General features: G+C 64.1%; 17 protein-coding genes and 1 pseudogene. 5 read left to right on the top strand and 13 right to left on the bottom strand.

The window, feature by feature from the left end; all coding sequences use genetic code 11:
• The gene (locus KRR38_RS16805) at positions 1–1,092 is read right to left on the bottom strand and encodes a PP2C family protein-serine/threonine phosphatase (protein WP_217403712.1); all 1,092 of its coding nucleotides are present in this window, start codon (positions 1,090–1,092) and stop codon (positions 1–3) included.
• Positions 1,093–1,437: 345 nt separating this feature from the next.
• Between KRR38_RS16805 and KRR38_RS16800 the strand changes: the two genes are divergently transcribed.
• The 3 genes from KRR38_RS16800 to KRR38_RS37400 all read left to right on the top strand — a co-directional run bounded on the left by KRR38_RS16800 (position 1,438) and on the right by KRR38_RS37400 (position 3,338).
• Entirely contained in the window at positions 1,438–1,938 is a 501-nt protein-coding gene (locus KRR38_RS16800) for a MucR family transcriptional regulator (protein WP_217403710.1), read from the top strand.
• A gap of 388 nt (positions 1,939–2,326) precedes the next feature.
• A complete protein-coding gene (locus tag KRR38_RS16795) occupies positions 2,327–2,827 on the top strand; it encodes an AraC family transcriptional regulator ligand-binding domain-containing protein (protein ID WP_217403708.1) in 501 nt (166 codons plus the stop codon).
• Positions 2,808–3,338, top strand: coding sequence for a helix-turn-helix transcriptional regulator (locus KRR38_RS37400; RefSeq protein ID WP_217403706.1), 531 nt, complete (start codon positions 2,808–2,810; stop codon positions 3,336–3,338). The genes KRR38_RS16795 and KRR38_RS37400 overlap by 20 nt, the downstream gene beginning before the upstream one ends.
• A 24-nt stretch (positions 3,339–3,362) precedes the next feature.
• Here the strand turns inward: KRR38_RS37400 and KRR38_RS16785 are convergent, their stop codons facing one another.
• On the bottom strand, positions 3,363–3,842 hold the full coding sequence (locus KRR38_RS16785; RefSeq protein ID WP_217403704.1) for a hypothetical protein: 480 nt from the start codon (positions 3,840–3,842) through the stop codon (positions 3,363–3,365).
• A gap of 452 nt (positions 3,843–4,294) precedes the next feature.
• Complete coding sequence (locus tag KRR38_RS16780) at positions 4,295–5,716, bottom strand: M20/M25/M40 family metallo-hydrolase (protein ID WP_217403702.1); 1,422 nt, start codon at positions 5,714–5,716, stop codon at positions 4,295–4,297.
• 348 nt (positions 5,717–6,064) lie between these two features.
• Here KRR38_RS16780 and KRR38_RS16775 point away from each other — a divergent pair, with 348 nt between their 5' ends.
• On the top strand, positions 6,065–6,385 hold the full coding sequence (locus tag KRR38_RS16775) for a UrcA family protein (RefSeq protein WP_217403700.1): 321 nt from the start codon (positions 6,065–6,067) through the stop codon (positions 6,383–6,385).
• Positions 6,386–6,491: 106 nt separating this feature from the next.
• On the opposite strand, the gene KRR38_RS16770 is transcribed toward KRR38_RS16775, so the two are convergent.
• The 5 genes and pseudogenes from KRR38_RS16770 to KRR38_RS36200 form a co-directional block, all read right to left on the bottom strand.
• Positions 6,492–9,611: an efflux RND transporter permease subunit gene (locus KRR38_RS16770; RefSeq protein WP_217403698.1), complete on the bottom strand. Its 3,120-nt coding sequence runs from the start codon at positions 9,609–9,611 to the stop codon at positions 6,492–6,494.
• The gene (locus tag KRR38_RS16765; RefSeq protein WP_217403696.1) at positions 9,611–10,669 is read right to left on the bottom strand and encodes an efflux RND transporter periplasmic adaptor subunit; all 1,059 of its coding nucleotides are present in this window, start codon (positions 10,667–10,669) and stop codon (positions 9,611–9,613) included. The genes KRR38_RS16770 and KRR38_RS16765 overlap by 1 nt, the downstream gene beginning before the upstream one ends.
• A 6-nt stretch (positions 10,670–10,675) precedes the next feature.
• A complete protein-coding gene (locus KRR38_RS16760) occupies positions 10,676–11,053 on the bottom strand; it encodes a cytochrome c family protein (RefSeq protein WP_217403694.1) in 378 nt (125 codons plus the stop codon).
• 47 nt (positions 11,054–11,100) lie between these two features.
• A complete protein-coding gene (locus tag KRR38_RS16755) occupies positions 11,101–12,357 on the bottom strand; it encodes a flavin monoamine oxidase family protein (RefSeq protein ID WP_254514847.1) in 1,257 nt (418 codons plus the stop codon).
• A 73-nt stretch (positions 12,358–12,430) separates the two neighbouring features.
• A pseudogene (locus KRR38_RS36200) lies at positions 12,431–12,499 on the bottom strand (hypothetical protein); the annotation flags it as partial.
• On the opposite strand from KRR38_RS36200, the gene KRR38_RS36195 reads away from it, so the two are divergent.
• Positions 12,498–12,710, top strand: a complete 213-nt coding sequence (locus KRR38_RS36195) for a hypothetical protein (protein WP_254514846.1) — start codon at positions 12,498–12,500, stop codon at positions 12,708–12,710. The pseudogene KRR38_RS36200 and the gene KRR38_RS36195 sit on opposite strands and share 2 nt — an antisense overlap.
• On the opposite strand, the gene KRR38_RS16750 is transcribed toward KRR38_RS36195, so the two are convergent.
• From KRR38_RS16750 to KRR38_RS16735, 5 genes are all read right to left on the bottom strand, one after another.
• Entirely contained in the window at positions 12,691–13,158 is a 468-nt protein-coding gene (locus KRR38_RS16750; protein WP_217403692.1) for a c-type cytochrome, read from the bottom strand. The genes KRR38_RS36195 and KRR38_RS16750 overlap by 20 nt on opposite strands.
• Complete coding sequence (locus tag KRR38_RS36190) at positions 13,155–13,556, bottom strand: FAD-dependent oxidoreductase (RefSeq protein WP_309141195.1); 402 nt, start codon at positions 13,554–13,556, stop codon at positions 13,155–13,157. Before KRR38_RS36190 ends, KRR38_RS16750 begins: the two co-directional genes overlap by 4 nt.
• A gap of 16 nt (positions 13,557–13,572) precedes the next feature.
• Positions 13,573–14,760, bottom strand: a complete 1,188-nt coding sequence (locus KRR38_RS36185) for an NAD(P)/FAD-dependent oxidoreductase (RefSeq protein WP_309141068.1) — start codon at positions 14,758–14,760, stop codon at positions 13,573–13,575.
• Between the two features lie 47 nt (positions 14,761–14,807).
• Positions 14,808–15,308, bottom strand: a complete 501-nt coding sequence (locus tag KRR38_RS16740) for a Rid family hydrolase (RefSeq protein ID WP_254514845.1) — start codon at positions 15,306–15,308, stop codon at positions 14,808–14,810.
• A gap of 67 nt (positions 15,309–15,375) precedes the next feature.
• The gene (locus KRR38_RS16735; RefSeq protein ID WP_217403688.1) at positions 15,376–18,120 is read right to left on the bottom strand and encodes a TonB-dependent siderophore receptor; all 2,745 of its coding nucleotides are present in this window, start codon (positions 18,118–18,120) and stop codon (positions 15,376–15,378) included.
• Positions 18,121–18,362 lie beyond the last annotated feature (242 nt).

The raw sequence follows: 18,362 nt of genomic DNA, 5'->3' as shown, positions 1-18,362 counted from the left end.
TCAGTCGAACGTGACGACAACGAGCGAAAAATCATCTTCCAGCGTCGTCAACTGCGCCTGTTCGCAGACGGCCTCGTAAAGCCGCTGCGGTTCACTGAGCCCTGGAACGGGCGGCTGAAGGATCAACGACGTGAAGTCCTCAATCGTCCATTGAGTCCCTTCCTTGTCAATGATTTCGTACACGCCGTCACTAAAAAGATAGAATGAGGAGCCCGGCGGTACGGTGACCGATCCGCGGACGAAATTCATCGCCGGCATAGCGCCGATGATGATGTTGCGTGTGCGCAACGGAATGGCCGCGGGCCGGTCGGGCGGAACCAGATAGGCCGGATGGTGGCCGCCGCTGGCGAAGTTCAGGCGCCGCGTGCGGGCATCGTAGACCCCGTACCAGATGGTGAAATAGAGGCCGTCGTGGTCCTCCATCTGGAACAGCTCGTTGAGCGTGCTCAGCACCAGTTCGGGCTGGGCCATGTCGGTGTTGGGAAGCGATCGTTGCCGCAGCTGGTTCATGATCGCCACGGCATGCATGGCCGCGCCCGCGCCGTGCCCGGCGACATCGACCAGATAGCAGACATAGAGGTCGTCGGTCAGCTTGCCGTAGCCGAAAGCGTCGCCGCCCAGCTTGGTCGAAGGTTTGTAGATCCAGTCGGCCCTGATCGGCCCTTCGGTCGACGGCGGCGGCAGCAGCGCCTTCACATAGGACGCCGCCCTTTGCAGGTCGCGGTCGAAATCGTCCGATTGATCGATCTCGATTCGCGTGCGCCATTCATGCTTGAGCGTGCGGCTGCCGACCTGCAGCACCGACCCGACCGGCAGCGGCGCGACGCCGGTGACGCGGACGCCGTCGATGAATGTACCGTTGGTGGAATTGAGGTCGGAAACGTAAAGCTCGTCTCCCTTGAGCGCGACCAGACAGTGCGACCGCGATACTTCGGAATCGGCAATGATGACGTCGGCGGGTGCGGTCCGCCCGATCTTTAGGCCCAAGGGGCTGACGACATGGCGCCTCTCGATGTCGCCACCGATCGCCAACTCGAGACAATGCAAGCGGTCACCGGCGATGAGGTCCATCAGCCGGGCACTTGTAACCATCTGAGTTTGCTCGAAATCGGCCAAGCCCACGACTCCCGCAAAGCGAAGGGCAAATCAAAAGTAATGAGAGACCGCGATGATATCTGAAGCCCTCGGTTACGCAAGAGCTACTGTGTCTAATCGGAACACTTCCCGATCAGATTGGCAAAAGTCAATCGCTCCGATGTTGTTGCACCGTGCTTGCAGGGAAACAGAAGGTCGGCTGCCAAGCAAACGTGCGACATTTTCGATGCTTGCACAGCGTTGAAGTCCATGAAATGGAGATTACCTGTTGAAAATACGAGTAAGCATTGACGTTGACAGGTTTGTCAGTAGATGGGTTCTGTCCAATAACGAGGATTTCACATGGCCGATGAAGCTTCCGATCCCAGTCTTCTCGAACTGGCGACCGAATTGACGATCGCTTGGCTCTCCAATCCCAATACCAGAGCCTCAGCAGAAGAAGTGCCTTCCTTCCTCGAGAAGATGCATGGGGCGGTGACAAGTCTGGCCGCGGCTCCGGCCAAGGCCGAAGAGGCGGCGCCTGCGTCCGAATACGCCGCGGCGGTTACGGCGCGTCGTTCGTTGGCTTCGAAGGACCACATCATCTCGATGATCGATGGCAAGCCCTACAAGACGCTGAAGCGCCATCTGTCGGGTCATGGACTGACGCCGGCGCAGTATCGTGAGCGCTATGGCCTGAAGCCGGACTATCCGATGGTTGCGGAGAACTATGCGGAAATGCGGCGTGGTCTTGCCAAGAAGATCGGCCTTGGCCGCAAGCCTGGCACCAAGGTGGCAAGCAAGCCCGCTGCCAAAGCAAAGGCGCCGCGTCGCGCCAAGACCGAAGCAGCGCCCCAGGCCTGACCGACCGGATTTGCGTGGCAGCGATGCGAGTCCGCGCCGCTGCCACCAACCTGCGCCCGTTCGCGCTTCCGGAAGCCGGCTCTGCCACGCGGGGATGATCCCGCGAGTGGCGTGAGGGGCATAGAATCTTTCGCGCTTTGCAAAGCGCCCGCGCTGCGAACCTGCTGAAAAGCGCCATGTCGAGAAGGGGCATGCCGTTCATCCCCCCTTCGGTTCGCAAAATCTCGACAATAACGAGAAGGTGCGACGGGTTGGCTCAGCTTGCTCGTCGCACCCGCCGTTCCGGATTTCGCCAGCGCCGACCGGCTTGGGGAAACACCCGATGGTCGTTCGATCACAGCACAGCTAAAGATGCGCCGTTGCATAGGTTTGCCGGCGGGGTCGCTTCATGACGCCGAGAGTGCGGGCTGTCATTCTGACCGACTACATCGAGGTAGCGCGCTCGGTCGGGCTCGATCCTTATGCGATGCTTCTGGAAAAACGACTGCTCCCCAAGGATCTCCAGAATCCCGAATGGTCGCTGGGCGCCGGCCCGGTCGTATCCCTGATCGAAGACTCGGCGATACTGTCGAACTGCCAGGAATTCGGAATTCTGATGGCGAGGCGTCGCAGCTATGCAAGCTTGGGGCCGCTCAGTCTTCTGCTCCAGCATGTTCGAACCCCACGCGATGTGATCGCCACCGGGAAAGAGTACCGCCACCTGATAAACGATATTATCAGCCTTCATATGGAGACCCGCGATGGCGCCGCTTCGATCAAATGCGGATTGAACTGCGAAGGCGCCGAGTTTCAGACAATGAGCCTGTATATGGCGGTGTTGTTCAACGTCCTTCGCGTTTCAAGCGGGGGGATCGTGGCATCCGGATTGCGTGCATTTCACCAGGTATAGGCCGGACAACACTCGTCCATTCTCCGAATATTTCAATCATATCATTGAGTTCGATAGCAACTTCGACGGATTTTCCTGTTCGGAGCATTTGCTCGATGTCCCCAACCCGCTGGCGGATGAGCGCATGGTGCAGAACGCGCGAGCGTTGCTGGATACCTTGCCGGCAAATGCGCGGGTTCGCACCCTGGCAGAGAAGACGCGCCACGCCATCTCCCTGATGATCGGATCCGAAGCGCCTACGCTGACATCCGTCGCCAGAAATCTGGGCGTGAGCGCGCGTTCATTGCAGCGATCGTTGATGGATGAGGGGGCCAGTTTTTCGGAATTGCTGAAAGCGGCACGGCGAGATCTGGCGATACGTTATGTGAATACGTCTTCGCTACCGCTTTCGATCGTCGCGGAAATGGTCGGCTTCAGCGACGGAAGCACGTTCTCGCGGTGGTTCTCGCGCGAATTCGGCGAAGGCCCGCTCGCTTGGCGAATAAAGCGAAGCCAATTTCGCCTGCACTGAACCGGTGCGTCCACTTGCCGTTCGTCAGGGGCTTTGTTCGAGCGCGCCGGTCGAATTGCTGCGGAGGTGCTGCAGGAGCTCGGGCGCCATGCGGGCCAACCCTTCGAGCACGCGATCCAGATAGCTGTCCATCTGATTCTTGGCCGATGCCGTCAGTGCCAGCAGGGAGCGTCGCCGGTCGTTGTCGTCGGGGATCTTCTCGACCCAGTCGAGTTCACAGAGCAGGTCGATATAGCGCAGGGCCGTCGTAGCCGGCGCGTGCGATCCGATGCAGGCCGCCGTGATGCTGGTCGAGCGCCCCTTGGCCTGGTGGATGTAGATATCCAGGATTATGTCCCAAGCGGGCTCGCCGAAAAGGCGCGTGTCGCTGCCGCCTGGACGATCCTGCCGGCTGGAGTAGATCCATTTGGCGATGAGCATGCGCGGATCACGGAGCTCGCCATCGTTCTTCTGGACGGGGATGCCCTCAATCTCGTTTTCGCCCGATTTTGAATTGGAGCTCATTCAATACTCTACTCAAAGCGACCCCAACCCCCGGTAAGCTCAACGCGGGGTCTGCGTCCACTCGCAGCGAGGAAAATCAGTTAAATAGTGCAATGATTTTGCATCGAAAATGGATGCTTCCTCCGGGATGGTGAGATCGGCCGGATGAGCGGAGGCCTCCAATAGAATTGAGCTCATCGCGATTTCGTTTAAGAGGAGGATATTGGAAACATCCATAACTTGATCGTTAAAAACAGGGAAATCTTGACTTTGACCAGGTTAATACCTTGCGATTGCCAATACGTGCAGCCATGCAGGCGACGATAACTGGCAGCCAGGTCGTATCCTCTCCGCGGATGATGAGGTCGATTTTGTAAATAGCTGATCGGCGCGTGGCTGCGATCAAGCCGGGCCTGCGGCCGGTGTATCGACCAGTTCGACGGCTTATCTCGGAAATTTGCGGCGGAACGCGCTTACTCGCGGCTCGCGGCGTAGGTCTTGATCAGGTCGAACATATAGTCGCGGCCCTCGTAGAGCGCCCGGATCGACACGCGTTCGTTGAGCCCGTGCGTGCCGACGGTCTCGGGATCGGTCCAGAGGCCGGGAATGCCGTAAGTCGGGATGTGGACGAGGCCCAGCCAGGTGGAATCGGTCGCCCCGGTCGAAATCATCGGGATCAGCGGTACGCCCGGAAAATGTTTCTGCGTGAGCCGCTCCATTGGGTCCATCACCGCGGGATCGAGCGTCGGCGGAATCGCCAGGGTACGTAGGCCTTCCTGCACGAGGGTAATCTTGACCCCGGGATCGGCGATCGCGCCAACGAGTGCGGCCTCGGTCTCCTCTACGGTCTCGCCGGGCAGGATGCGGCAGTTGATGCTGGCCTTCGCGCGCTGCGGCAGCGCGTTGATCGCGTGGCCGCCGCCGATCTCCGTGGCGACGCAGGTGGTGTGCAGCATCGAGTTGAACGACCGGTCGGACGAAACCAGCGCTTCGGCCGCGCTGTCCGTGGGATCGGCCGCCAGCTTGATCATCGCCGCGCCCATCGCATCCTTGCGCAGGGCGCCCATGCGCTGGAAGTAGAGCTTGGTCACGGGGGTGAGCCGCAGCGGGAACTTCAGTTCGCGCACTTTCAGCACGGCGTCGGCGAGTTGGTAGATCGCGTTGTCGCGGACCGGCACCGAGCTATGCCCGCCCTTGTTCGTGGTTTCGAGCGTGAAGCTGCGCGGGGCTTTCTCGCCAACCTGTACGCCGAGGTTCAAAGGGCCACCGTCGGCCGCCATGCGTCCCGGCCCGCCCTCGTTGAGCGCGAAGCCCGCGGCGATCAGGTCTGGGCGGTTGCGCGCCAGCCATTCGGCGCCGTTGATCGAACCGGTACCGCCTTCTTCGCCGCAGGTGAGCGCCAGCTTCAGCATGCGGCGGGGCTTGAAGCCCGACTGCTTGAGCCGGATCAACGTATCGGTGAAGATCGCCGCCTGCGATTTGTCGTCGGTCGAGCCGCGCGCGAAGTAGAAGCCGCCTTCCTCGGTCAGCTTGAACGGGTCGCGCTCCCAGTCGGCGCGGTTGGCTTCGACGACGTCGAGATGTGCGAGCAGCAGCACCGCGGGGACATTCTTGTCGCTGCCCGCCATCGTCGCGACGAGATTGCCGTGGCGGGGGTTCTCAGGCGGTGCGTAGGAAAACAGCTCGGTGTCCCCGAACCCCGCCTTGCGCAGCCGTGCTTCGAGCTGGGCCGCCGCCTGGGTGCAACTGCCGACCGAGGCGGTGGTGTTGGTTTCGACCAGTTCCTTGTAGAGTTCGAAGAAGCTCTGCTGGTCGGGGCGGAGTGGCGCAGCAGCAGCAGGTTCCGATAGCAGGGCAAGGGCGGAGAATGCTGCCACGATACGTCCCGACAGCATGAACTTTTCTCCGAATTTACTTGCAGTGAGGGAGCATGCGTCGGTGCGATGGACGAGGCAATTGCGCAGTTTGACGTATTGCCTGGATCGCAGTGGACGATGGGGCAAGAACCGGGTTTGGGTGAACAAAACAGGAATTTGCTGCGCCTCAGCATCAAAAAATGGCGGATTTCCGCGGTGCAGCATGCGATTCGCTCTTGTTGCCTCGCCTCTAGAGGATTAAAGAAGAGCGCAAGGACGCACAGAACGTCCACCGGCCAATCGCCCACTTGAGCGGCGGTTCCCCGGAATAGAGCGATGCGAAAAATCCCATAAATCTACTCAAACGCTGTTTGCAGGAGAATTCCCATGAAGTACATCGGCGCCGCTGTCGCGGCTGCTTGCCTGTTCGCGTCCGCGGCTGTTTCGGCTGAAACCTCGCGCGAGAACGTTTCCGTCAATGTTTCGTCGGCTGACCTCGACCTGACCACGCAGGCTGGCGTGGCGCAGCTCCAGAACCGCATCGACAAGGCGATCGCCGCCGCGTGCAACCCGGGTGACCGGGTCGGCGCGGACCTTTCGCCCGACTACAAGTGCCGCCGCGAGATGGCGGCCAACGTGCAGCCCACGATGCAGCAGATCGCTGCCCGGGCGACGCAGAGCCGCTTCGGCTCGAACACGGGCCTCTAAGGCTACTCCGCTTCGCTCGCCGACGGCTGGAAGGCTGAGCTGAAGCTGGAACGAGATGACGCCGGGGCGCTATGCGCTCCGGCGTTTTCGTTTGTTCGGCCCCTGGCTATTCGGCAGGCGCCGGGACAGGCGTCTTGGGCTGGCCGCGCATCATCTTGCGCAGCAGGCGGCTGATCGTCTGCGGCGACGAGGTGTAGGGCGCCAGCCAGCGATAGAGCAGCGGGACGATGTAGAGCGTGACCGCAGTGGCGATCGTTACGCCGAAGACCACGACCACGCCGATCGCCGAGCGCGCACCGGCACCCGCTCCATGGCTGAGCGCCAGCGGCACGGCGCCGGCAACCGTCGCCAGTGAGGTCATCAGGATCGGGCGCAGGCGCCGCGCCGAGGCTTCGCGGATCGCCTCGTCGATGCTCGCGCCGGCATCGCGCAGCTGGTTGGCATATTCGACGATGAGAATGCCGTTCTTCGCGGCGAGGCCGACCAGCATGACCACGCCGATCTGGCTATAGAGGTTGATCGTCATGCCCGTGGCCCAGAGCCCGATCACGCCGCCCGCCACGGCCAGCGGCACGGCCGAGACGATCACCGCCGGGTGGATGAAGCTTTCGAACTGCGCCGCCAGCAGCAGATAGATGATCAGCACGGTGATCGCGAAGACCGCCCATATCGAGCCGCCGGTCTGCTTGAAGGCCAGGCTGTCGCCGCGATAGCCGACCGAGAGGACCTCGGGCGAATTGCGCGCCTCGGTCTCGAGGAAATCGAGCGCCGTGCCGAGCGAATGGCCGGGCGCGACGCCGCCCTGCAGCGTGATCGCGCGCATCTTGTTGAACCGCCCGAGCTGGCGTGCCGTGGCGCTCTCGTGGACGTTGACGAGGTTCGACAGTGGCACCAACTCGCCGCTGCGCGAGCGGACGTAGACGCCATCGAGGCGGGCCTCGGTGTCGCGGTTGGCGTCGTCGGCCTGGACGATGACATAGTATTCCTCGCCGTCTCGGACATAGGTCGAGACGCGGCGCGAGCCCATCAGCGTCTGCAGGGCCTGGCTGACGTCGGCGACCGATATGCCGAGATCGCCCGCGCGCTGGCGGTCGACGTCGATGAGGAGCTGCGGCTTGGTTTCGACGTAGTCGGCATCGAGATTGACGATGCCCGGAAAGTCGCGCGCCGCGGTAAGGATGCGGTCGCGCGCCCGGGCCAGGCCCTCATAGGTCGTGCCGGCGATGACGAAGCCGATCGGCTGGCCGCGCCCGCGTCCGAGCGAGCTGCGCACGACGCCGTTGCCGCGCAGCGAGGCGACGGTGCCGAGCTTGCGATTGACCAGCTGCGCGATGTCCTGCGAGCTGGTGCTGCGCTCGTCCCAATGATTGAGGAAGACCAGCATGTTCGACTGGTTGAAATCCTCGGTCAGGCCGAAGCCGCCGGGAACGCGCGCATTCATCCCGCGCACGCCGCCTTTGCCGACCAGCGGGATGATCGCCTGCTCGGCCTCGCCGACGCTGCGGTCGAGTTCGGCAAAACTCGTGCCCTCGGGCGCGCTCAGACGGACCTCAATCACGCCCGTATCCTCGGCCGGCACCAGTTCACTTTCGACGCGCGTGAAGAGGAAGGCACCGACCACCAGCAGCACAGCGGTCGCGCCCGCGACGGGTATCCAGCGCCGGAGACTGCTATCGAGTGAGCGAGCGTAGGTGTCGGTAATGCGATCGAGAATATGCTCGATCCGGGCCGAAAGCCCACTGTGCGTGTTGGCCTTGAGCAGCTTCGAGCAGAGCATCGGCGACAGAGTGAGCGCGAGGAAACCGGAGATACCGACGGCCGCGATCATCGCCGCGGCCAGCTCGCGGAACAGCAGGCCGGTCTGGCCCGCCAGGAACATCACCGGCACGAAGACCGCGCAGACCACCAAGGTCGTCACGATGACGGCGAAGCCGACCTGCCGCGCGCCGTTAAAGGCGGCGAGGAGCGGCGGCTCGCCCTGCTCGATGCGGTGGTGGACGTTCTCCAGCACGACGATGGCGTCGTCGACCACGAGGCCGATCGCCAGGACCAGCGCCAGCAGTGTCAGCAGGTTGATCGAATAGCCGAGCACCCAGAGCACCGCGAAAGTCGCGAGCAGGCAGATCGGCACGGTGATCGCCGGGATCAGCGTCGCGCGCCACGAGCCGAGGAACAGGAAGATCACGACCGTGACCAGCGCTGCGGCTTCGAGCAGCGTGTGCCAGACGCCCTTGATCGCCTGCTCGATATAGAGCGAGCTGTCGCTGCCGATCTGGATTTCGACGCCGGGCGGCAGTTCGCGCTGGAGTTCGGCCATCGTCGCCTTGGCGGCCAGCGCGACTTCGAGCGTGTTGGCGCCCGACTGGCGCACGATGCCAAGGCCGACGCCCTGTTTCCCGTTGTAGCGGAACTTGGTGTAGGGGTTCTCAGCCGCTTCCTCGACCCGCGCGATGTCACCGAGGCGGACGAGGTAGCCGTCGGGCCCGCGGCCGATCACCAGCGCGGAGAAGTCCGCCGGGGTGGTGAAGCTGCGGTTGACCTTGAGCGAGACGTTCTGGCTCGCCGCCTCGATGCGGCCGGCCGGAAGCTCTACGTTTTGCCGGCGCAGTGCGTTCTCCACGTCGTTCGGCGTCAGGCGATAGGCGCTGAGCCGGCCCGGATCGAGCCAGACGCGCATCGCGGGACGCGCCAGGCCCTGGGTGGTGACCTGGGCGACGCCGTCGATCGTCGAAAGCCGGTCGACCACCACGCGATCGACATATTCGCCCAGCTTGATCTGGTCCCAGGTCGGCGATGTGACGAAGAAGAACATGATCGGCTGCGCGTCGGTATCGACCTTGCGCACTTCGGGGGCGAGCGCGTCTTCGGGCCGATCGGAAGCGCCGCGGGCGACGCGGTCGCGCACGTCGTTGGCAGCGGCGTCGATGTCGCGGCCGGCGCGGAACTCGATGGTGATATCCGAACGCCCGTCCATCGACTGCGAGCTGATCGTCTCGATCCCCTCGACCCCGGCGAGCAGGTCTTCGAGCGGCTGCGTGATGCGGTTCTCGATCACGCTGGCATTGGCGCCCGTATAGACCGTCTGGACCGACACCACCGGCGGGTCGGTATCGGGATACTCGCGCACCGAAAGCTGCGTGAAGGCGACAAAACCGACGAGCGTCAGCAGGATCGCCGCCACGGTCGCCACAACGGGCCGGCGGACCGAAAGGTCGGAAAGGAACATCAGTCGGCGCTTGCGGTGCGCGTCGGGCGGGGCTTTTCGCCGCGCAGGCGCACGGGGCTGCCGTCGCTGACCTTGATGACGCCGTCGCCGATGACCTTGGCGCCGGCGGGCAGGCCGGTCACTTCGATCAGGCCCGCGGAGCGCAGGCCGGTCTTGACCGGAACCTGCTTGGCTTTCTTTTCTGGCGTGACGATGAAGACGAAACGCTCGTCGCCGCGGCCGGTGACGGCGAGTTCGGGCACGGCATCGCCGACCCGCTCGGCCGCGCCGACCCGCACCGTCATCAGCATGCCCGGTTTGATCCGAGCACCGGGGTTGGGCAGCGTTGCGCGGACCAGCACGGCGCGGCTGGAGGGATCGATCACGGGATCGATCGAAGTGATCGTGCCGGTAAACGGCGCGCCCGGGAACGCCGCGGCGAGGGCCTGGATCGGCTGGCCGACGCGCAGCGCCTGCAGCTTGGTTTCGGGCACGGTGAAATCGAGTTTGATCCGCGAGAGATCGCTGATCGTCACAAGCGGGGTCCCCGTACTGACGACCATCCCGGCCGAGATCGTGCGCAGGCTGGTATAGCCGGCGAAAGGTGCACGGATCATGCGGTCGCCGATCGCGGCACGCGCTTCGGCGGCGCTGGCGCGGGCGCCTTCGGCCGTGGCGAGCTGCTGGTCGAGCTGGGTGCGCGTGGCGAAGCCGCGGTCGGCCAGCGACTTGATACGATCATATTGCGCGGTGGCCTGGGTCTGCACCGCGATCGCGCCGCGCAGCTGGGCGTCCTCCTGGCCTTGCGAGAGCACGGCCAGGAGCTGGCCCTTGCTGACCGCCATGCCGTCGTCGAACAAAACGCGTTCCAGCCGTTCGGTGACCGGAGAGGCGATGGTCACCTGCTCGTTGGCGCGGGCCGTACCGACCGCCTCGATCACGTCGACAAAGCGGTGGCGCACCGCCGCGGCTGCCGCGACAAGCGGCGGCGGCGGTTTCTTGCGATCGCCCCCAGCCTTGCCGCAGCCTGCGACGAGGAGAGTGCCGATCAGACAGACGAGAACACCGCCGCGCGCCATGACCTGCTACTTCGAAGCCGACTTGATGTAGGCGATGACGTTCTGGCGGTCGGCCGGATTGCTCAGGCCGGGGAAGGCCATGCGATTGCCGGGAACGTTGCGCGCGGGCGCCGTCAGATAGGCATCGAGCGAGGCATCGTTCCAGACCTTGCCCGAACCGGCCATCGCCGGCGAATAGCGGAAGCCGGGCAGGCTGCCCGCGCGCCGCCCGGCGAGGCGGTTGAGATTGGGGCCCAGGCCAGACGTGTTGCTGGCGTCGATCTTGTGGCAGGCCATGCAGCGGGCGAACACCGTCTTGCCCTTGACCGGATCGCCCGCGGGACCGGCGGCATAGGTCATCGTCGCCGAGCAGGCAGCGGCGGCCATGGCGAGGGCGGCAATCATTCGTATTTTCATTGGCAGTATGAATCCATTTTCCCTGTGTGGTTCCGTCAGGCCTGGAGAGCCCGCTGGTGGAGCCGCTTTATAGCATCCATCGATGACAGCAGCGCCCCCTCCATCCAGCAACCGTAATAGGACGCGTGCTCGCCCGCCAGAACGATGCGGCCGTCGAGCGAGACGAGGTTCTGGTAGTGCGCGGCGCGCGATTCCTCCGTCCAGGACGCGCAGCAGCCGAGGATCCAGGGCATCCGGCTCCAGGCGACCGAGGCGCCGTTCATGTACTCGCGGCGATATTCGGCCGGATGGAACACCGCACCTTGGTCGAGCGCCGCCTGGATGCGCTGCTCGGGCGTCATGCCGGCAAGCTGGTAGCCGCCCGCACCGCTGGCGAAGGCGCCGAGCAGCACGGCCGGCCCGTCCTTGAAGAAGTTGTAATTGGGATAGGAGACTAGGCCGATCGCCTGGTTGGTGAAGCTGTGGCCGCCGTAGATCGAGTAGTTCTCTTCCCAGAACCGGCTCTTCATCTCGAGCCCGATCTTGACCTGGCCGCTGTAGGGCAGCGCCTTGACCGCGGCCTTCTTGGCATCGCCCATCTGGATGTCGAGCTGGCTGACAATCGTCGCGGGCAAGGTACAGACGCAGTAGTCGGCCTTGCTCTCGCCGATCTGCCCGGTCTTGGCATCCTGCCAGCCCACGGTAACGCCGCTATCGTCCTGCGCGACCTTGGTCACCTTGGTGTTGAGGCGGACGAGCTTGCTGATCTGGCGGTAGAAACCCTTGCCGATCATGTCCATGCCGCCCTTCGGCTGGAACATCGTCGTCTGCATGACATAGCCGAAGTAGAAGCCCATCTGCGTCCAGACGTGCGAGTCCAGCACGTCGGTCAGGCCGTTGACCTTGGACGGCGTCGGCGCGCCGCCCACCCCGCCGCCGGGGGCCTGATCGTAGCCGCGCTGGCCTGAGACCGCGAGCGAGCTGGAGTAGGCCATGTTCTTGTCGAGCACACCCCAGTCGCGCATCGCCTCGAGCAGCTTGTCCTTGTCCTCCTTGGTCACCTTGCCGTCGAGCGCGCCAGCATTGAGTGACTTGGCCAGCAGTTCGGAAACGTGGCCCTTGAAGTCGGTCGCCAGCTCCTTGTAGCGCTGCGGCTTGCCGCCGAAGGCGTCGGTGCGGTGGACGAAGGCGTTGTGGTTGAGCTGGATGAACGGCTCGAGCTCGACCCCAAAGGCCTTGCAGTAGTGCAGCAAGGTGCGGTGGTGGTGGGGGGATGCGCCAGGGGCCGGGATTGAGGTAGTTGCCCGGGGCATAGCCCACGGTCTGCGTCGTGCCGCCGACCTCGACGATCTTGTCGCCGCCGCGCACCGAGTAGTTCCGCCCGCCGGGACGGTCCTGGTATTCGAGCACCTGAACCTTGTAGCCCGCCTTGGTCAGCTCGTAGGCGGCGAGCATGCCGGCAAGGCCTGCGCCGAGCACGAGAACGCTCGCGCCCTTGCGCGCGCCCGTGAGGTTCGGCGGGCCGGTAAACTGGGTCTCTGCCGCATGGCCCAGCGCGGTCATCGCCTGGTACATGGCCATGCCGCCGCCGACCTTGCCGATGGCGCTGAGCAGTTCGCGCCGGGTCGGCGCCGACAGTTCCGCGGTCATTGTCTGTGTCCCCTGATCTCTATCGCGTGCAGTTGCATTCGGGCACCGGCGGCGGGTCGGCCGCGAGCTTCTTGACCTCGGCTTCGGTCACCGGGTCCGGGTAGGCGTTGAAATGGCCGCGGACGTAAGTGATGACCGCGGCCATCTGCGCCGGGGTCAGCATGTCGCTGAACCAGGGCATTCCCCCCGCGGCCCTTGAGCAGGATGACGATGGGATAGTTGGGGTCCTTGAGCCGCGGATTGTCCGCCAGCGCCGGGATCATCGCGCCCGCGCTGCCGCCGCCCTTGGCATCGGCCATGTGGCAGGCCTGGCAGATCTGCTCGTAGACCTGCTTGCCCTCGTCCGCGACCTGGACGCTGGTGACGCCACCGGGCGCGTCCTGCGCCCGCGCAGCGAAAGTCGCTCCGGCGAGCAGGCCCGCTGCGCCGAGCACGACAGTCATCGCATGCCTGGTCCTGCTCATGCAGACATGGCCATCTGATGCACGCGCTTGATGGCGTCGATGCCCGAGAGCAGCGAGCCCTCCATCCAGCCGCCGTAGTAGGACGCATGCTCGCCTGCGAGCGCGATGCGCCCGTCGATCGCGACGAGATTCTGGTAGTGCGTCGCGCGCAAGTCATCGGTCCAGCGCGACGAGCAGCCGAGGATCCAGGGCATCCGGCTCCAGGCGACCGAGGCGCCATTGGCGAACTCCTTGCGATAGGAATCCGGGTGGAACACCGCGCCCTGGTCGAGCGCCGCCTGGATGCGCTGCTCGGGCGTCATGCCGGCGAGCTGGAACGCCCCTGCGCTGCCATTGGCGAAGGCGCCGAGCACCACGGCCGGCCCGTCCTTGAAGAAATCGAAGTTGGGGTAGGATATCAGCCCGATCGCCTGGTCAGTGAAGCTGTGCCCCCCCGTAGATCGAATAGTCTTCTTCCCAGAACCGCCGCTTCATCTCGAGGCCGATCTTGACGGCACTGCCATAGGGCACGGCTTTGATCGCGGCCTGCGTCTTCGGCGCGACCTGGATGTCGAGCTGGCTGAGGACCGGTAGCGGGATCGTGCAGACGCAGTAGTCGGCCTTGCTTTCGCCGACTTGGCCGGTCTTGGCATCCTGCCACGAGACCGTAACGCCCTTGTCGTCCTGGGCGACCTTGGTCACCTTGGTATTCAGCCGGACCATCTTGTTGATCTGGCGGTAGAAACCCTTGCCGATCATGTCCATGCCGCCCTTGGGCTGAAACATGGTGGTCTGCATGACGTAGCTGAAATAGAAACCCATCTGCGTCCAGACGTGCGAGGCCAGCACGTCGGACAGGCCGTTGACCTTCGACGGCGTCGGCGCGCCGCCCACACCGCCTCCCGGCGCCTGATCGTAGCCGCGCTGGCCCGAAACGGCGAGTGAACTCGAATAGGCCATGTTCTTGTCGAGCGCGCCCCAGTCGCGCATCGCTTCGAGCAGCTTGTCCTTGTCTTCCTTGGTCACTGCAGCATCGAGCGCGCCGGCGTTGAGCGATTTGCCGAGAAGCTCCGAGACGTGGCCTTTGAAGTCGGTCGCCAGCTCCTTGTAGCGCTGCGGCTTGCCGCCGAAGGCGTCCGACTTGTGAACGAAGACGTTGTGATCGAGCTGGATGAAAGGCTCCAGCTCGACGCCGAAGGCCTTGCAGTAGTGGATCAGTGTGCGGTGGTGGTGCGGGATGCGCCAAGGCCCGGGGTTCAGGTAGTTACCGGGCGCATAACCGACGGTCTGCGTCGCGCCGCCGACCTCGACGATCTTGTCGCCGCCGCGCACCGAATAGTTCCGCCCGCCGGGCCGGTCCTGATATTCGAGCACCTGAACCTTGTAGCCTGCTTTGGTCAGTTCGTAAGCGGCGACCATGCCGGCGAGTCCTGCGCCCAGCACCAGCACGCTCGCGCCCGGCCGGGCCCCCGATAAGTTCGGCGGCCCGGTGAACTGCGTCTCGGCGGCGTGGCCGAGTGCAGTCATCGCCTGGTACATGGCGAGGCCGCCGCCGACCTTGCCGATCATCGCCAGCAGTTCGCGCCGGGTCTGCGGCGACATATCGGAAATCGTGCTGGACACCTTTCAGGCGATCCTTTCCCTCGGGGAAACTTCGGGTCTTGCGGAAATCAGGGTGCCTTGGCGGCGATGCCTTCGATCTCGACATAAGTGGTCGGGCGACCGAGCGCGGCGACTTGCACCGTTGAACGCGTGGGCTTGTTGGGCTGTTCGGGCGTGCCAAAGAAGGTCTTGAAGACTTCGTTCATGGCCGCCGAATCCATCCGTCCGCCGGGCGTCGGGGCGACGAGGAAGACGTTCAACTTCACGATGTCGCCCATGCCGAGTCCCATCGATTCCAGTTGCGCCTTCATCTTGGTGAGGATCGAAAGCGTCTGCTGGCGGGTGTCACCGAAATCGTCGGGCTTGGCCGGATCGAGCGGCGACGCTGTGCTGCCCGAGAGAAAGATCAGCTTCATCTCAGCCGGCACAGTGGCCGTGCTGGAAATCACGCCAGTCGGCTGGCCGGTGCGCTCGACTACCAGCGCGGGTTTGGGCTTTGCGGCATGCGCGGTGCCCGCGGAAAGGGCGAGCGCCGCGGAAGCGGCGGCTAGGCTCATCAACTGCTTCATCATCTTCTCCCTGGGGACACGAAATAGGAACCGGGCAGGCGCAGCGGATGCGCCTGCCCGGCCATGATCAGAAGTTCAGCGAGAGGCGGGCGTAGTAGTAGCCGCCGTTGGTACCGTAGGGCCCGTGCGTGTAGGGGCCGTTGATCGTGCCGCCGCCGTTGACGTAGGGCGAGCGGCCCGCCAGCCAGCCCGCACGCGGGTTGGCCGGATCGTAGTCGGCAACCAGAGCCGGGATCTCCGGCTTCTTGTTGAACAGGTTGTTCGCGCCGACCGCGACATTGAGGAACTTGGTCAGGTCGTAGCTCGCTTCGAGATCGAAGATGACCGCGGCTTTGACTACGCCCTCGTAGTAGCCCGCCGTGCCGTCACCAGTGATCGGACGGACCGTCGTCGAGAAGGCGTTCGGCTGAACCAGCGTGGTGGTCTTGCTGTAGTAGGTCGCGCGCGAGCTCAGGGTGAAGCCGCCGCTGCTGAACAGAGCGCCGAACACGCTCTTGAACTTGGGGCTCGAGTCTTCGATGATCGAGTACGCCGCCAGGTTGAACAGCGTGCCGAGCTTGTTCTTGGTGACCTTCGTATCGTTGTAGTTGGCGCCCAGCGACAGATCGAGCTTGCCGAAGCCGAGCTCGACGGGATAGCGGGCCGACAGCTCGAGGCCGTAGGTGCGCGTATCGATGCCGTTGGTGAAGGTCTGGATCGCGAGCGAGCCGGACTGCACCACCGTCGGATCAAGGTTCTTTCCGCTCGCCGCGATCGCATTCTGCACGAGCTGGAACGCCGTGACGCCGTTGATGATGTTCGTCCGCGGGATGCCCAGAACGGGGAAGGGCGACGAGTCCTGGCCGGTAATCGAGCCCGACGAGACGATGCGGTCCCTGATCTTGATGTAGTAGCCGTCGAGCGTCACGACCAGGCGGGGTATCGGACGCAGCACGACGCCTGCCGAGAAGTTGAGCGACTTCTCGGGCTTGAGTGCACCGAAGCCGGCAGCCGCCGCGCCGGGCGAACTCGGCGCAAGCTGAAGCGTCGCGCTGGTCGGGCCGACGTTGGTCGACGAGTAGCCCGATTCCTGCAGCGTCGGAGCGCGGAAGCCCGTGCTGACCGTGCCGCGCAGAGCGAAGGCGTCGGAGAAGTCATAGCGCGTGGTGAGCTTGCCGATCACCGTGTCGCCGAAGTCGCTGTAGTGCTCGAAGCGGCCGGCGACATCGACCTGCCAGGCATCTACCGGCTTGGCGATGAGGTCGATGTAAATTGCCTCGGCGTCGCGCTTGAGCGTGCCGGCATCGCCGGCCGTGTAGCCGGGGAACGACTGGCCGCCTTCGAAATAGGTCGATGCAGCATCGCCGGCGCTGATCGCATAGGTCTCCTTGCGATATTCGCCGCCGAACGCGAGGGTCAGCGGCATGCCGACATCGAGTTCCTTGCGGATATCGAGCGTGCCGACGAACTGCGTGAACTTGAACGAGCCGTCGTAGAAATAGCTCGGCGTCTGGGCGGCAGCCTGCCCTGCGGCGACGGCAGTAGCCGAAGCGTTGGCGGCGTTTGCTATCTGCGTCGCAGTCAACCCTACGCAGTTATTGGCTGCGCAGTAGGCGGCATTCCTGCCGGCGTTGAACGTGTTGATGAACATCGACGCGTTCGCGGAGCCGGTCGTATAGATCTTGGCGACGTCCTCGGCATAGGTCCCCGACAGGTCCCAGTTCCAGCCATCGCCCACTTCGCCCCTGAAGCCGCCGGTCAGCGCGAATTCGTTCTGCTTGACCTCGATGTGCGGGACGAGGCCGTTGGTGATGGTCGACTGGAGGCAAGTCCCGGGGAGAGTGCTCGACGAGCAGATGCGGTTCGGCGGGCGGTAGCCCTGAAGAGCATCACCGTGGCGGTAGGACACGTCGCCGAATGAATAGAATTCGACGCCGCCGAAGTCGTAGCCGAAGTTGTAGGACGCGATGTAGAGCTGCGACTTGGGCTGGCCGCCGTTGATGTTGGCGTCGGCGTTGCGGGCGATGACCGAATCGTAGATCGGTGCGAAGGCGCCGGTGATGCCCGTGTTGCGCGAGCCGTTGATGTTGCGCACCGTGAACTGGCCGTCGCCGACCTTGGTATAGTCGTTGCTGCGCTGGAACAGCGTCACGCTGAGGAAGCCGCTGTCACCCACGGGCAGGCCGAAATTGCCGCTGGCGCTGTAGGTGCGGCCTTCGCCGTCATAGTATTCGCCGGCGGTGGCCTTGGCCGAAACGCCCGAATCGTTGCTCTTGAGGATGATGTTGATGACGCCGGCGATGGCGTCCGAACCATATTGCGCGGCGGCACCATCCTGCAGGATTTCGATGCGCTGGACCGAGTCCGGCGGGATGAGGTCGATGCTCGGTGCGGCCGAGCCGCCGAAGGCGCCGTTGATCACCTGAAGGATCGCGTTGCCGTGGCGGCGCTTGCCGTTGACCATGACCAGCGTGTGGTTCGGGCTGACGCCGCGAAGGCGGGCGGAGAGCGAGAAGCTCGCCATGTCGGTGCCCTGCGTCTGCGCCGTGAACGACGGCACGATCTGGGTCAGCGCCTGGTTGAGGTTCGGCTGGCCGACGTGCTCGAGCGCTTCCTGCGAGAGGAGCTGGATCGGCGCGGCGGCGTCTGCGGCCTTGGTGCCGACTTCGCGCGTGCCGGTGACGATGATGTCGTCGGCGCCCGACCCAGTATCCGTGGTCTGGACCTCGGTCGGCGCGGGTGTGGGATCAGCCTGAGCCAAAGCGGCTTGGGCGTTAGTTAGAGTTGTAGAACCCAGAAGTACGGCAATAGCAACTTTAGAGATACGCGACATTGGTCACCCCCATGTTTTGTCGTATCTCTCCCTCTTGTTCACAGGTCCGCGCGTCGTGGTCTTCAACTTGCGCGACCCGTTTTTATCTTTTGCTCTCGAAGACGTCTTCGCCCTGTCGCGGTGACTTCCCGATTGAAGCCTCAGTCCACTCGAAAGCGCGGGGGTTGCCCATACGCCGATATGCGTAGGGTCCGATTGGCTGGAATCCTTAGATTATGGGCTTCGCAGGCCGTTCCGCGCCG

It is taken from the genome of Novosphingobium sp. G106 (assembly GCF_019075875.1).
Lineage (GTDB): Bacteria > Pseudomonadota > Alphaproteobacteria > Sphingomonadales > Sphingomonadaceae > Novosphingobium.
This window is presented reverse-complemented; position numbering and strand designations above follow the sequence as displayed.

Coding starts and splice junctions, on each gene's coding strand:
- KRR38_RS16805 (WP_217403712.1), bottom strand. CDS start 1,092: ATGGTTACAAGTGCCCGGCTGATGGACCTCATCGCCGGTGACCGCTTG.
- KRR38_RS16800 (WP_217403710.1), top strand. CDS start 1,438: ATGGCCGATGAAGCTTCCGATCCCAGTCTTCTCGAACTGGCGACCGAA.
- KRR38_RS16795 (WP_217403708.1), top strand. CDS start 2,327: ATGACGCCGAGAGTGCGGGCTGTCATTCTGACCGACTACATCGAGGTA.
- KRR38_RS16785 (WP_217403704.1), bottom strand. CDS start 3,842: ATGAGCTCCAATTCAAAATCGGGCGAAAACGAGATTGAGGGCATCCCC.
- KRR38_RS16780 (WP_217403702.1), bottom strand. CDS start 5,716: ATGCTGTCGGGACGTATCGTGGCAGCATTCTCCGCCCTTGCCCTGCTA.
- KRR38_RS16775 (WP_217403700.1), top strand. CDS start 6,065: ATGAAGTACATCGGCGCCGCTGTCGCGGCTGCTTGCCTGTTCGCGTCC.
- KRR38_RS16770 (WP_217403698.1), bottom strand. CDS start 9,611: ATGTTCCTTTCCGACCTTTCGGTCCGCCGGCCCGTTGTGGCGACCGTG.
- KRR38_RS16765 (WP_217403696.1), bottom strand. CDS start 10,669: ATGGCGCGCGGCGGTGTTCTCGTCTGTCTGATCGGCACTCTCCTCGTC.
- KRR38_RS16760 (WP_217403694.1), bottom strand. CDS start 11,053: ATGATTGCCGCCCTCGCCATGGCCGCCGCTGCCTGCTCGGCGACGATG.
- KRR38_RS16755 (WP_254514847.1), bottom strand. CDS start 12,357: ATGCCCCGGGCAACTACCTCAATCCCGGCCCCTGGCGCATCCCCCCAC.
- KRR38_RS36195 (WP_254514846.1), top strand. CDS start 12,498: ATGCCGGCAAGGCCTGCGCCGAGCACGAGAACGCTCGCGCCCTTGCGC.
- KRR38_RS16750 (WP_217403692.1), bottom strand. CDS start 13,158: ATGAGCAGGACCAGGCATGCGATGACTGTCGTGCTCGGCGCAGCGGGC.
- KRR38_RS16740 (WP_254514845.1), bottom strand. CDS start 15,308: ATGAAGCAGTTGATGAGCCTAGCCGCCGCTTCCGCGGCGCTCGCCCTT.
- KRR38_RS16735 (WP_217403688.1), bottom strand. CDS start 18,120: ATGTCGCGTATCTCTAAAGTTGCTATTGCCGTACTTCTGGGTTCTACA.